Below are 12133 nucleotides of genomic sequence, written 5' to 3' on the forward strand. Positions count from 1 at the left end.
CCTGTATATTACAAAATAATAAGTTCTTTTGGTGATTTCGTAATTACTTCATTACCTTCACTTGTTACAATGATATCATCTTCAATACGTACGCCGCCAATACCTGGAATATAAATACCTGGTTCTACTGTTACAGCCATTCCTGGTTCAAGTACTGTATCAGAACGGAACGCTAAACCTGGTGCTTCATGGATTTCAAGACCAATTCCATGACCAGTAGAGTGTCCAAAGTATTCACCATATCCTTTTTCCGTTATGTAATCGCGCGTTAACGCATCCGCTTCACGGCCTGTTAAACCAGCTTTAATACCGTTCACACCACGTAATTGTGCTTCTAAAACGATATTATAAATTTCTTTCAATTTATCAGATGGTTCACCAACTGCAATTGTACGAGTAATATCAGAACAATATCCTTTGTAATAAGCGCCGAAGTCTAATGTAACGAAATCTCCTGTTTCTATCACTTTTTCAGATGCCACGCCGTGCGGTAATGCCGAACGAAGACCTGAAGCAACGATAATATCAAACGAAGAAGATGTTGCTCCTTGTTTTCTCATGAAAAATTCAAGTTCATTTGACACTTCAATTTCAGATACTCCCGGGCGAATGAATGATAGAATATGTTCAAAGGCAGCATCTGCAATCTGTGCAGCTTCCTTTAATATCTTAATCTCTGAATCAGTCTTTATCAAGCGTAACTTTTCTACAAGCCCAGAAGTTGGGATAAATTCAGCATCGATTACTTCTTTATGCGCTGAATAAGAACTATATGTAAGAGTATCTTGCTCAAAGCCAAGCTTTTGAATTCCCAGTTGCTTCACTTGCTTTGCAACTTCATCAATGATTAATCCTGCATGCTGTACAATCTCGTATCCAACCGCTTGTTTACTAGCCTGCTCTACATATCGGAAATCTGTAATAAATTGAGCCCGATTTTTCGAAATCAATACAACACCAGCTGTTCCTGTGAAGTTAGCCATATATCTACGACTATGTTCATTTGTTAACAAAATACCGTCAATACCAGCCTCATCAAATGCGCTTCTTACTCTTTCGATTTTCTCCATTACTTTATGCCTCCCTCAATTTCTCCATTAATGCAAATAACGCTAACTTATAGCCATAAAAACCAAATCCAACAATTTGTCCCGCACAAACAGCTGCCGTCACAGATTCGTGACGGAACGACTCACGCTGGTGAATGTTAGAAATATGTACTTCAATAACAGGAATCGAAATGCTCGCAATTGCATCTCGAATCGCATAGCTATAATGCGTAAATGCTCCAGGATTTAAAATGATCCCTTCATATATATCTTCCGCCTCATGAATACGATCGATAATCGCACCTTCATGATTCGATTGGAAACATTCTAACTCCACTCCCATTGTTTCTGCTTCTTGTTTCATATCTGCTTCAAGTGTCGCTAGCGTGCCCTTTCCATATACATTTACCTCCCTGACACCGAGGCGATTTAGGTTAGGACCGTTTACGAGGAGTACCTTTTTCATATGTTTAAAACTCCTTAATATTAAATATCTATACAACATTTTAACATAGGAGTTACTTATTTGAATAGTTTGTCTTCTCTTCTCCTTCTCGCTCAGCTTTATTCGTATTTACTGCGTAGGAAACAGAGTATGCTATAAACACACCATACAATATAAAAATACATATCGTCGTCACAATTGTTTCTTTCGGTAAATGGAGTGCACTTTTAATGGCAGGCGCTATTAATCCCATTCCGAAAAATAGTAACGCCCACCAAAATAGCCCATAAATCATTCCTGGAATAATTCCTTCAAACTTTGCCAAAAACGCTTTATACAAAAAGGCAATTAAAATCGAAAGTAGTCCCATACAAACAATTCCTGACACATTGCCCCATACCCCTTCTTTCCAGCTTCCAAAGGCAAATGGTAAAAGTAAATAGTTCGGTCCTGCTTCCGTAAATGAAAATATATGAAGGAAATACCATATCCCCCCCCAAAAGATTCCACCAAATAAACCAATTTGTACAAAATTCCTTGTTCCTAATTGTTCTTGACTCACATCGACACCTCCGCTCAATAGTATGCCCGAAACTATTTTGAACCATGTTTAAATACTGCGAAATTTGTCTATAAAAAGAATAAGAAATGTCCGACTCTCGTAACATTTTTCCTTGTCATATACTTGTATTTGTCGATAAAATAAAGGAAACTCGGTGATTGTCTTATTTCGAAATGACAGAACCCAGTATGACAATTGCCTCTTTTTCTACATAAGAGAGAAACAAATACAGGTTGGTGTTAACATGGCAGAAGAGTCAAAACAAATATATGGCGGGCAAGCAGTCATAGAAGGAGTTATGTTTGGCGGTAGAGAATATACTGTTACAGCGGTTCGTCGTAAAGATAAATCGATTGAATTTTATCGATTACCACGCGTTCGTAATAAAGCATTATCTATCCTGAAAAAAATTCCATTTTTACGAGGGATTGCCGCTATTGTGGATGCAAGTGCGAATGGGGCAAAACATTTAAACTTTGCTTCAGAACGATTTGATGTCCACCCAGAAGAAGACGAACAAATTGCAAATAACAAAGAAGAACAATCGAAATTAACGATGGTATTAGGAGTTGCAGCAGTTGGCGTTTTATCTTTCATATTCGGTAAAGTCATTTTCACAGCAGTTCCTGCACTACTAGCTGAATTAACGAGACCGATTTTCCCTTCTCATACAGGGCAAATCATTGTCGAAAGTGTCATTAAGCTCATGCTATTATTGAGCTATATATACTTTATTTCTTTAACCCCACTTATTAAGCGGGTATTTCAGTACCATGGTGCGGAGCATAAAGTAATTAATGCCTATGAGAATAATCTTCCAATGACTGTAGAAAATGTTCAAAAACAAACTCGCCTTCATTATCGCTGTGGCAGTAGCTTTATTATATTTACAGTCATTATTGGAATGTTTGTTTATTTCCTTGTCCCTACAGATCCACTTTGGGCCAGAGTCGTAAACCGAATTTTATTAATTCCAGTCGTTCTCGGCATTTCTTTTGAAGTGTTACAATTTACAAATCGATTACGCGATATTCCAGTATTACGCATACTTGGATATCCCGGATTATGGCTGCAACTATTAACAACGAAAGAACCAACAGATGATCAAGTGGAAGTAGCCATTGCATCGTTTGAAGAATTATTACGTTTAGAAAACAAACAATAATTATTTAAAATTGGTGTTCAACTCCTTTCCTCATCGTTAATATACTAATTTTAATATATGTTTTTAGGAGGTGTCCCTTATGAACGGTCGTTCGTTTACATTCGCTATAGTTATGCTTATTATCGGATTAGCAATATTCGGCCTTGTCTCATCTGTCATTACAAATCCAATGGGTGTATTAAGAAATATCGGGTACATGTTACTTGTTGTCGGTATCTTTTATTTGCTATACAAGATGTTTACAAATTCTAGTGGTTCTGCAAATTCGCAAAGCTCTTATAAGCGTGCAGCGAAACAATCGAACCGCAAACATGGGAAACAAAATGTAGCACCCCTAAGCAATTCTTTCTTGAAATCAAACGCTTCTAATGACAAAGGTAAGAAAGGCGCTCCTTCCACTTTGAAGCGAAAAAGAAAACAATCTCATTTAACTGTCATTGAAGGCAAAAAAAACAAAAAGAAAGACCGTGCTTCCTTTTAGGAAATACGGTCTTTTTTTATATTTTGCAGTACTTCTTTCAGACTTTTAACTTTCATACTTTCAATTCGAAGGTGATGATTTTCAAATGGTAAATTACGTGTCACATCATTAGGTACAACAACGCACTTTAATCCTGCTGCAATCGCTGCTTTTAATCCGTTTAACGAGTCTTCAAATACAACAGCTTCAGACGGATCAATCCCTAAATCTTCTATCGCAATTCGATAAAGTGCTGGATCCGGTTTTACCTTCTCAACATCTTCCCTTGTTTTAATGGTAACTACTCAGCCACCTTTTGGTGTCTTTTTTTATTTTACTTGTTTCATATGCCTCCCATTTGTAAATACTGAGTATATCAAACAGGGAGGTGAATAGGATGATCCATCGAAAAATCATTTTAGATGCATATAAAAAAGGACCTGAAGCTGTTATTTCTTTATTTGAAGAAACATTTTCTAAGTTAGAAAAACGTATACAAGAACTAGAAAATGCTTCAAAAAAAAACTCCAAAAATAGTCATAATCCACCTTCTACAGATGGTTTGGGTAAGCCCGTTACAAAAAGTTTGCGCAAACCGTCTCATCGTCAAACCGGTGGCCAGTTGGGCCACAAAGGACATACGCTTTATTTGACAACGACTCCGGACCATACGATTACCTATTCTCCTACACATTGTACTTGTTGTAACACTTCCTTACACCAAGAACCTGTAAAAGGATACCGCATTCGCCAAGTGTATGATTTACCACCTATCCAGATAGAAGTGACAGAACATAAAGTGTCACAAAAAGAATGCCCACATTGCCATTCTATCCAAGAATCACAATTTCCTTCTACTGTCTCTCGTCCTGTTCAATATGGTCCAAATATAAAAAGACTGATTCCCTATTTAACGCATTATCAGTGTCTTTCTTTGAAACGAACGAAAGAATTCTTTCAAGATTATTTTGGGCATTCGATTAGTGAAGGAACGTTAGTCAATCATACAAACAGTTTTTCGGCTCAATTGCAGCCCTTTCTTCAAGAAGTAAAAGACAAGATCCTTCAGTCTTCTGTTGTCCATTTTGATGAAACCGGTATGCGAGTAAAAAATAAAACACAATGGTTACATACCGCTAGTACACCGGAGGTGACCTTGCAACATATTCATCAAAAACGCGGAAAAGAAGCAATGGATGCAGGCGGAATTTTACCGTCTTTTTCTGGAATTGCGATGCATGATGGTTGGAAATCGTATGATGCGTATACAGATTGTCGACATGTATTATGCAATGCCCATCTCTTACGAGATTTGCAAGGAATTATAGATAGTACGGGGCAAAAATGGGCTCAACAGATGCAGAAATTTCTCACGCAAGCTTTAACGCTGAAAAAACAATACAAAGGAAGTCTGCCAAAAGCAAAGCAACAGAATCTGTTTACTGTCTATCAAGCCATATTGAAAGAACAACCAGTCTTTTCTGCAAAATTAAAAAAGAAAGGAAAGCAGACGCCTGCTCAAAATTTATGGAATCGCTTCGTCAAATATGCTGATAGAATTCTAGCATTCTTGGAACATCCAGACATTCCATTTGACAATAATCAAGCGGAACGGGATATTCGAATGACGAAAGTCAAACAGAAAGTGTCTGGGACTTTTCGAAGTAAGAAAGGCGCAGAATCCTTTTGTCAGATACGAAGCTTTATAACTACCATGAAAAAACAAAAACAATCTGTCTTACGAGCAATAGGCCAGGTTATAGAAACCGGAACGGTTCCTTTGAATCGCACAACTTCATAAGAGAAATTCTCTATTTGATCTAGATTCTTTCTCTTATTGGAGTATTTTCTTTTCATGTTTTCGAATCGGAAACATGTATTTGGCCTGTTTTTTTATTTGAAGAAGCTGAGTAGTTACTTTTAATGACTTCAAAATAATCTCGAATTTGTAGCTCTTCCAAAAAAGAAGTAACCCATTCTCTAGATGAACTGGAAGCTAATGCGATTTTCAATCCCATTTCTTTCGCTTCCTCTAAATATTCTTTTACCCCGTCACGAGCTTCTGGTATTTTCATTTTCTCTTTATGTAAAGTTTTCACTTTTTCTTTTAATGCATCCTTGTTAAACTTCTCTTTTAATTGCTCATTTAAATATGCATATAGTACATCATCTGTCGTTCCAATACATTTTGCAAATTCCTCTAAAGGTAACTCCCCACCGTACTCACGAACGGCGTCTCTGAAAGAGTGAAACCATATTGTTTCTGTGTCCACAATTAATCCATCAAAATCAAAAATAATTGCTTTCATAATTTCCCCATCCTTTTCGGTTGAAATAAAAAAGGAAACGACATACGTTCCCCCTTAATTACTTTTCTCTTCATTTGCTTTTTGAACGCCACGAAGTGTTTCCACTCGAATCTCATCTTGTTCAAAATATTGCACTAGATCACCAATGCGGTCAATTGCTTCCCAACTTAAATGATGTTCAATTCCTTCTACATCATTGTAAATTTTACTTTCATCCAAACCGATAATACGCATAAATTGCTCTAGCAAGTCATGACGGTATACGAGACGCTCTCCGATTTTTTTACCTTTTGATGTTAATACAAGCCCTCTATATTTTTCATAAATTAGATATTCATCTTTGTCTAATTTTTGCACCATTTTTGTTACAGAGGATGGATGTACACTCAGCGCTTCAGCAATATCAGATACGCGGGCATAACCCTTTTCATCAATCAACAAATAAATTTGTTCAATATAATCTTCCATACTAGGGGTAGGCATCGGTTTCCTCCATCCAATTTCATTTTGCTCATTCCGTACGAAGCAATCAATAAAATGATACACCAGAAAGAATAACGTGACAAGTTGAAAACAAGCCTAAATATTTAAAAGAAAAAAGAACTTGCATTCCAATACAAGTTCTTTTCATGTAAAATATTGAATTTCTGCGTTAGGAAAAAAGTGATGAATATATCCTCTAATCGTTTCTTCCAATACTTCTGCATCATCTTTTTTATATACGTATTTCCCGATGCCATATCGTCCCCATTTATATTTGCGCTTCTCTTCATCCATTTCAAGCTTCGTATTCGGATAACGCTCTTGAATGACCTTTTTTGCTGGTTTTGTAAAGCGATGTTGAATTAATTCAAATGTTAAATTCGGTATCGACAAATCTTTTAGCGCATTGTACAGTCGCTCAAATAGTTCACGGTATCCTTCTTCCCATCCTTCATGCATATAAAGTGGCGCAACTATAAACCCAAGTGGATAACCCGCACCTGCTACTTTACGAGCTGCTTCAATTCGTTCTTCAAAAGGTGATGTCCCCGGCTCAAAATTTTTGATTACATACCGTGAATTAATACTAAATCGAAAACGAGTTTTCCCATTATGTTTTGCATCTAATAAATGATCAACGTGCGAATATTTCGTAACGAAACGTAAACGCCCATGCTCACTTTCTCCAATGAATTCAATCGTCCGCTTTAATGCATGTGTTAAATGATCAATTCCAACAATATCTGATGTACAAGCCGCTTCAAACCTTGTTATTTCTGGTGCTCTTTCATCCATATACTGCTTTGCCTTCTCAAATATTTCATCAAGATTGACATACACGCGAACGTAAGGCTTACTCCCAAGTGTCGTTTGCAAATAGCAATAATGACAATGTCCCATACACCCCGTTGCGAGCGGAATTGCATATTCAGCTGACGGTTTTGACGTATCAAACTTTAATGTTTTCCTCACCCCAACGACAAGTGTTGCCTTTGCATTACGATACTTTTGCAAGTCATTTTCACCTGGCAAATTTCTAATTTGATTATGGGATGTCGTTTCACGAATTTCTAATCCCATCTTCGTAAACTTCTCATACAGCTCTTTTCCAAGCGGATATTCGAGTGCCTTCGGTTCAAAGTAAACGAGTTTTGGCATAAATGGTTTCATATACTTCCCTCCTCTCGTTAGTATGGGAAACGATGAAAAATTAACACTCATTAAAGTTTTCCACTTCAGTAACTTGCGTTGCAAGTTACTGAATGTTATAATTTAGATAACAGCTACCTTGCAACGCAAGTTACCTGAGTAAAAGGTGGTGAAATCATGCACAGCCAAATGTTAAAAGGTGTGCTCGAAGGTTGCATCCTATACATCATTTCACAAGAAGAAGTGTACGGATATGAACTGAGTACAAAATTAAATAAACAAGGATTTACATTCGTAAGCGAAGGAAGCATATATCCGTTATTGTTACGTATGCAAAAAGAAAAATTGATTGAAGGAACATTAAAAGCCTCCTCACTCGGTCCAAAGCGAAAATATTATCACGTAACCGCTAAAGGATTAGAACAACTTGAAGAATTTAAACAAAGCTGGGGAATGGTTTCAACAACCGTAAACAACTTATTACAAGGGGAGTGATAGGGATGAATGCACAAGACATGATTGAATTGAATAATAAAAAACGTGAGCTTCTAACTTCCGAAAACGAAACTGCTTATGGTGATATGCTAGTATATGTTCGATTATCTAATGTACCCGAACATCAAGTAGAAGAACTTTTGTTAGAAATATTAGACCACCTCATCGAAGCACAAGCAGAAAATAAAAATGCTTATGACATCTTTGGAGATGATTTACAGTCTTACTGCGATGAACTTATATCAGCTTTGCCCGCCCAAACAAAATTAGAAAAAACTTCTTTAATCGGTTTTGTTATTAGCTTACTTCTTGCTATACAGTTTGGAATGGATGCCCTTGCTTCTCTTTTCATTTTCCTGTTTGAAAAAGATACCGATATAATAAGCTCACCTTTTAGCATCCCTGGAACTACTTTGTCTGTTTCACTAATTGTACTAGGAGTACTACTTATTTTATATTTATTAAAGCGTTACTCTTTTAATAAAAAGGTAAATTGGAAAAGACGAATTCTATTCGGGCTCGCTTTTGCCACTCCATTTTGTTCAGCTATATTCGTAAATATTTATTTTAGAAAACAACCTTATCTCCTTTATCATCTAACTTTTTGGCAAAATGCCTTAATCGCTATCTTATTTTTTGTTTTATATAAATTACTATACAAAAAATCAAATTTTTAGCAGCCTTTCAAAAGGCTGTTTTTCTTCTGTCTAATTTTACAAATTGAAAAATTTCATAAAGAAAATAAGAAAAATGCAAAATAATTAAAGTTAATTGTTGACGTGATGCTTTTATTATCGGTATCATAAATCTTCGTGAGCAATTATTTTTCGTTATACGATTTTTTTATTATTACTGAATTTTTGAGAGGAGAAATTAAATGTCAGTTAAGAAGAAAACGCAAGTACGCACCGGCAAAATGGTACGTGAACTAATGTTAGCAGACGAAGATGTAAATGCTTCGCTAATTATGGTATATAGTGAAAACGGTGTAAACGCAGAAATTAAAATCGAGGGCTTAACGCCGAAATGTAACGAAGAATTATTTTTGAGCGGAAACGTGGATTGGAACAAGAGTGTTATTTATAAAATTGTTGATTTCACTGGGAACGCTGAAGTTGGTAAAGTTACATTAACAGCGATGAACAAAAATAATGTTTCTCTAGAAGTTGAACGCGTTATGTGGAGCAAAGAAAATAAAGAAGCTGCTGAGCAAGAAGAAACTGTTGTAGAAGCTACTCCGAAAAAAGAAGTAGTTGTAGAAGCTCCAAAAGCAGTTACACCTGCTCCAAAACCTGTTACGCGAGTAGAAACACCTGCAGCACCTAAACCTACTCCGGTACCGACACCGAAGCCAGTAAGTGTAGAAGCAGCCGTGGAACTATCTACTCCAGCACCTGTGAAAAAAGCAGTACCAACTCCAGTTACAAAGCAAGAGACAGCACCGGTCGCTCCTGCAAAACCGAAGCAACCTGCTTTGACTGAAACAAATACAAAACTACAAGAAAATTATGTTAAACTTGTGAAAAAGACGATTGAAGTTTGTCAAGATTACGAGCTTGGCATCGACATAGATGATTCTATTGAAAGCTTAAAGAAAGAACTACAAAGCCAAGGTATTAGCGTTACATTTGACAAAGAAATTATGGACGTTGTAAATCGCCTTCGTTCTTTACAAGATAAAGGAATCAAAGTAGAAAAAGTACTTAATTTACTATAAAAAAATAAGAGGTGGCAATTGCCACCTCTTATTTTTTATAATTCCATTCCTTACTTTCATACTTCTCTTTTGCTAATGTTTGCACTTCATGTAACTGTTCTTCTGTTAATTCATACGGAACAAGCTCTACATCTAATCCTTTTTCAAACCCAACCTCAAACGCTTTAATTAACTGTTCGATTGTAAACGTACGGTCTGTTAATTCATTAATTGCTACCGCTTTAGAAGAGAACATACTCTTCATACGCTCTTTTACACGTTCATTCGGGAATAAAAACAGATCGTATAATTCATCTAAATCTATTTCTAACGGAATCGATCCGTGCTGTAAAATCACACCTTTTTGACGTGTTTGAGCACTACCTGCGATTTTTCTTCCTTCTACTACAATTTCATACCAAGACGGTGCATCAAAGCATACTCCTGAACGTGGATTTTTTAAATTTTCACGGTCTGCTTCTGTTTTTGGAACTGCATAATATGCTTCTAATCCTAATGCCTTAAAACCGTCTAATAAACCTTGCGAAATAATACGATACGCTTCTGTAACTGTTTTTGGCATATTTGGATGATCTTCAGACACAATAACACTGTACGTTAATTCTTTATCATGTAGTACACCCCTGCCGCCTGTTTGACGACGAACGAATCCATATTTCTTTTCGTTAACTACATCCATATTAATATCTTTTTCAACACGCTGGAAATACCCAACTGTTAATGTTGGTACTTCCCATTCATAAAAACGAATGGTTGGTGGCATTTTCTTTTCACTTTGCCAATTTAATAAACATTCATCTAACGCCATATTAAATGCCGGCGAACATTGACCAGAGTTAATATAACACCATTTTTCTTTTCCCATCCTGCACCTCATATAACCAATTATTTTTCACATTCTCTAGTCTACCAAATTCGACAAAATTTGTGAAAGAATACGAAATTTCTTCTTATTATGCAAATGAATCTGTTGCATAAATACATACGGTCATTATAATATTGAAAGTAGGATAAGAAAAAAGGGAGCGATAGAATCGTGTCAACAACTTGGATTATTTTATTAGCCGTAATCGTAGCGTTCATCGGCTACACTGTATGGATGTATTTCTATCAGAGAAAATTAATTAAAACACTTTCAGAAGAAGAGTTTCGCGCTGGCTACCGTAAAGCACAGCTTATCGATATTCGCGAAGCAGACGAATATACTGCAGGACATATTTTAGGCGCACGTAACATTCCGTTATCACAAATTCGCCTTCGTCATAAAGAACTTCGCAAAGATCAACCAGTTTACTTATACTGCCAAAGCGGATTCCGTACTGGTCGTGCAGCTCAATACTTAAAAAAACAAGGCTACAAAGATTTCTACCAATTACAAGGTGGATTCAAAACGTGGACTGGAAAAATTAAAAAGAAATAATAACATACAAAAACTAGCTGAATCATTCAGCTAGTTTTTTCATTCCATATTATTCGCAATGTATAATAAATTTTGCTTAATCACATCTTTATCATTCTCTTGTGCATTACGATACAGCAGCTGATATTCAAGTCCTTTCTCTTTCCAAATAAGCGTAGCGAATTCATCTCCTCGCCCAGAGTCATCCTTATTTTTAAAATAAGCGAATGCTCCACTATTCAATTTCATTTGTTCTTGAAATCGCTTCTCTTCCACGAAATCCGGAAAACTATAAGGAAAGTTCGCAACATTTAACTCAATATACTCATTTCTACCTGGCTCCCGCTGTTTATATTTAATCATTAAGACAGCGTTCTTTTTCCCAATCGTTCTGACTTCCCCCTTCACATCACTCGTAATGTCATACGGTAAAAACGCTGGAACTTTAAATTTCACTGGAAAATATTTCGGAAGCTCCTTTAGCGGAATAGGATCCGTAACACGATCCATCACTCCCCCTGTTGTTCCCACAAAATTTTTTTCTTCTTGCATCGTTTGCTGAAACGAACATGAACTTAGTACTAGACTAGAAAACACGAAACAAATGATTCTTTTTTTCAATTTGTTTCCGCCCTTTCTTCATACCGCTCTCTTTACGAATGAAGCGTTTATATGCTATTCATATTCGCTTCATTAACAAACTCCCCCTTTGAAAACTTTCTACGTTATTCTCACACATTTTGACAAAAACTCTATTATAGACGCAAAAAAGACCCCCATCATTCTCACGCCCAAATAAAAAGGTTACGCGAATAACAGAAGTCATGTTTATAACATAGTTTGTGAAAAGCTTTTCAGGTCAAGATTTTTTCATTCTTATTATTTTGCCCTTATAATAAA

14 protein-coding genes and 2 pseudogenes are annotated in these 12133 nt (G+C 36.3%); 7 read left to right on the forward strand and 9 right to left on the reverse strand.

The window, feature by feature from the left end; translation table 11 throughout:
- Positions 1-8 precede the first annotated feature (8 nt).
- The 3 genes from pepQ to QCI41_RS11375 are packed head-to-tail and all read right to left on the reverse strand — an operon-like array spanning position 9 to position 2056.
- Positions 9-1070, reverse strand: a complete 1062-nt coding sequence (gene pepQ, locus QCI41_RS11365) for a Xaa-Pro dipeptidase (protein WP_087985171.1) — start codon at positions 1068-1070, stop codon at positions 9-11.
- Positions 1071-1074: 4 nt separating this feature from the next.
- The gene (gene aroQ, locus QCI41_RS11370) at positions 1075-1515 is read right to left on the reverse strand and encodes a type II 3-dehydroquinate dehydratase (RefSeq protein WP_000757087.1); all 441 of its coding nucleotides are present in this window, start codon (positions 1513-1515) and stop codon (positions 1075-1077) included.
- 52 nt (positions 1516-1567) lie between these two features.
- Positions 1568-2056, reverse strand: a complete 489-nt coding sequence (locus tag QCI41_RS11375; RefSeq protein WP_000076890.1) for a YqhR family membrane protein — start codon at positions 2054-2056, stop codon at positions 1568-1570.
- Positions 2057-2300: 244 nt separating this feature from the next.
- Here QCI41_RS11375 and QCI41_RS11380 point away from each other — a divergent pair, with 244 nt between their 5' ends.
- Together QCI41_RS11380 and QCI41_RS11385 are read left to right on the forward strand one after the other, a co-directional pair.
- The gene (locus tag QCI41_RS11380; RefSeq protein ID WP_000807116.1) at positions 2301-3221 is read left to right on the forward strand and encodes a DUF1385 domain-containing protein; all 921 of its coding nucleotides are present in this window, start codon (positions 2301-2303) and stop codon (positions 3219-3221) included.
- Between the two features lie 79 nt (positions 3222-3300).
- Positions 3301-3702: an SA1362 family protein gene (locus QCI41_RS11385; protein ID WP_001014467.1), complete on the forward strand. Its 402-nt coding sequence runs from the start codon at positions 3301-3303 to the stop codon at positions 3700-3702.
- On the opposite strand, the pseudogene QCI41_RS11390 reads toward QCI41_RS11385, so the two are convergent.
- Positions 3699-3977: pseudogene (locus tag QCI41_RS11390) on the reverse strand (HAD-IA family hydrolase); the annotation flags it as partial. The gene QCI41_RS11385 and the pseudogene QCI41_RS11390 sit on opposite strands and share 4 nt — an antisense overlap.
- 101 nt (positions 3978-4078) lie before the next feature.
- Between QCI41_RS11390 and tnpC the strand changes: the two are divergent.
- Positions 4079-5482, forward strand: coding sequence for an IS66 family transposase (tnpC, locus tag QCI41_RS11395; RefSeq protein ID WP_353836579.1), 1404 nt, complete (start codon positions 4079-4081; stop codon positions 5480-5482).
- A gap of 115 nt (positions 5483-5597) precedes the next feature.
- On the opposite strand, the pseudogene QCI41_RS11400 reads toward tnpC, so the two are convergent.
- The 3 genes and pseudogenes from QCI41_RS11400 to splB all read right to left on the reverse strand — a co-directional run.
- Positions 5598-5990, reverse strand: a pseudogene (locus QCI41_RS11400) (HAD family hydrolase); the annotation flags it as partial.
- 54 nt (positions 5991-6044) lie between these two features.
- Positions 6045-6473 carry a transcriptional regulator MntR gene (gene mntR / locus QCI41_RS11405; protein ID WP_001143070.1) on the reverse strand — a complete coding sequence of 143 codons (429 nt, stop codon included), beginning with the start codon at positions 6471-6473 and terminating at the stop codon, positions 6045-6047.
- A 144-nt stretch (positions 6474-6617) separates the two neighbouring features.
- Complete coding sequence (gene splB / locus QCI41_RS11410) at positions 6618-7643, reverse strand: spore photoproduct lyase (RefSeq protein ID WP_000802111.1); 1026 nt, start codon at positions 7641-7643, stop codon at positions 6618-6620.
- Between the two features lie 156 nt (positions 7644-7799).
- On the opposite strand from splB, the gene QCI41_RS11415 reads away from it, so the two are divergent.
- The 3 genes from QCI41_RS11415 (at position 7800) to QCI41_RS11425 (ending at position 9834) form a co-directional block, all read left to right on the forward strand.
- The gene (locus QCI41_RS11415) at positions 7800-8117 is read left to right on the forward strand and encodes a PadR family transcriptional regulator (protein ID WP_000556089.1); all 318 of its coding nucleotides are present in this window, start codon (positions 7800-7802) and stop codon (positions 8115-8117) included.
- A gap of 5 nt (positions 8118-8122) precedes the next feature.
- Positions 8123-8794, forward strand: coding sequence for a DUF1129 domain-containing protein (locus QCI41_RS11420; RefSeq protein ID WP_353837449.1), 672 nt, complete (start codon positions 8123-8125; stop codon positions 8792-8794).
- A 200-nt stretch (positions 8795-8994) separates the two neighbouring features.
- Positions 8995-9834, forward strand: coding sequence for a hypothetical protein (locus QCI41_RS11425; RefSeq protein WP_353837448.1), 840 nt, complete (start codon positions 8995-8997; stop codon positions 9832-9834).
- A gap of 28 nt (positions 9835-9862) precedes the next feature.
- On the opposite strand, the gene QCI41_RS11430 is transcribed toward QCI41_RS11425, so the two are convergent.
- Positions 9863-10699, reverse strand: coding sequence for a lipoate--protein ligase family protein (locus QCI41_RS11430; RefSeq protein ID WP_000514071.1), 837 nt, complete (start codon positions 10697-10699; stop codon positions 9863-9865).
- Positions 10700-10870: 171 nt separating this feature from the next.
- On the opposite strand from QCI41_RS11430, the gene QCI41_RS11435 reads away from it, so the two are divergent.
- Positions 10871-11254, forward strand: coding sequence for a rhodanese-like domain-containing protein (locus QCI41_RS11435; RefSeq protein ID WP_000108656.1), 384 nt, complete (start codon positions 10871-10873; stop codon positions 11252-11254).
- A 39-nt stretch (positions 11255-11293) separates the two neighbouring features.
- Here QCI41_RS11435 and QCI41_RS11440 read toward each other — a convergent pair whose 3' ends face one another.
- On the reverse strand, positions 11294-11830 hold the full coding sequence (locus QCI41_RS11440) for a DNA polymerase III subunit delta (protein WP_353838841.1): 537 nt from the start codon (positions 11828-11830) through the stop codon (positions 11294-11296).
- Between the last annotated feature and the right edge of the window lie 303 nt (positions 11831-12133).

Source organism: Bacillus cereus group sp. MG4 (assembly GCF_040460055.1).
Taxonomy (GTDB): Bacteria; Bacillota; Bacilli; order Bacillales; family Bacillaceae_G; genus Bacillus_A; species Bacillus_A wiedmannii.

Bases quoted from the DNA above. Each gene is read 5' to 3' on its own strand.
- QCI41_RS11385 (WP_001014467.1), top strand. From the start codon at position 3,301: ATGAACGGTCGTTCGTTTACATTCGCTATAGTTATGCTTATTATCGGA.
- splB (WP_000802111.1), bottom strand. From the start codon at position 7,643: ATGAAACCATTTATGCCAAAACTCGTTTACTTTGAACCGAAGGCACTC.
- aroQ (WP_000757087.1), bottom strand. From the start codon at position 1,515: ATGAAAAAGGTACTCCTCGTAAACGGTCCTAACCTAAATCGCCTCGGT.
- QCI41_RS11415 (WP_000556089.1), top strand. From the start codon at position 7,800: ATGCACAGCCAAATGTTAAAAGGTGTGCTCGAAGGTTGCATCCTATAC.
- pepQ (WP_087985171.1), bottom strand. From the start codon at position 1,070: ATGGAGAAAATCGAAAGAGTAAGAAGCGCATTTGATGAGGCTGGTATT.
- QCI41_RS11420 (WP_353837449.1), top strand. From the start codon at position 8,123: ATGAATGCACAAGACATGATTGAATTGAATAATAAAAAACGTGAGCTT.
- mntR (WP_001143070.1), bottom strand. From the start codon at position 6,473: ATGCCTACCCCTAGTATGGAAGATTATATTGAACAAATTTATTTGTTG.
- QCI41_RS11430 (WP_000514071.1), bottom strand. From the start codon at position 10,699: ATGGGAAAAGAAAAATGGTGTTATATTAACTCTGGTCAATGTTCGCCG.
- tnpC (WP_353836579.1), top strand. From the start codon at position 4,079: ATGATCCATCGAAAAATCATTTTAGATGCATATAAAAAAGGACCTGAA.
- QCI41_RS11425 (WP_353837448.1), top strand. From the start codon at position 8,995: ATGTCAGTTAAGAAGAAAACGCAAGTACGCACCGGCAAAATGGTACGT.
- QCI41_RS11380 (WP_000807116.1), top strand. From the start codon at position 2,301: ATGGCAGAAGAGTCAAAACAAATATATGGCGGGCAAGCAGTCATAGAA.